At 58.6% G+C, this 307-nt stretch carries 1 protein-coding gene; it reads right to left on the bottom strand.

Annotated features, from left to right (window positions below):
- The coding region (locus A372_RS32635) for a beta-ketoacyl synthase N-terminal-like domain-containing protein (protein ID WP_036702612.1) at positions 1-307 on the bottom strand (307 nt) is incomplete at both ends.

Here is a 307-nt window from a genome sequence, read left to right as displayed (position 1 = left end):
TTCAAGAGCTTGGTCTGGGAGCTGCCGCTCGGAGCCGTAATGCCGTTGGTCTTCCCATCATAGTTGATTCCGCTTCCCACAATCGTTGCATGCACCGGATTCCGGTCCGCTTCGGCTTGCGAGAGCCGTTTTAACACCACTACCGCCACGGCTTCCGCAGGCACCATCCCGTCGGCGCGCTTATCAAAAGCGTGGCACTTCCCGCCCGGAGACAGCATTCCTGCTTTCTCCATCGCCAGGTAGCCGGCAGGCGTAAGCATGAGATTAGCCCCCGCCACAATGGCTGTATCACATTCTCCATTCCGCA

The sequence above is a fragment of the Paenibacillus sp. OSY-SE genome (assembly GCF_000283315.1).
GTDB lineage: Bacteria > Bacillota > Bacilli > Paenibacillales > Paenibacillaceae > Paenibacillus_B > Paenibacillus_B profundus.
Note: the sequence above shows the minus strand (reverse complement) of the source record. Positions and strands in the feature narration are given on the sequence as shown.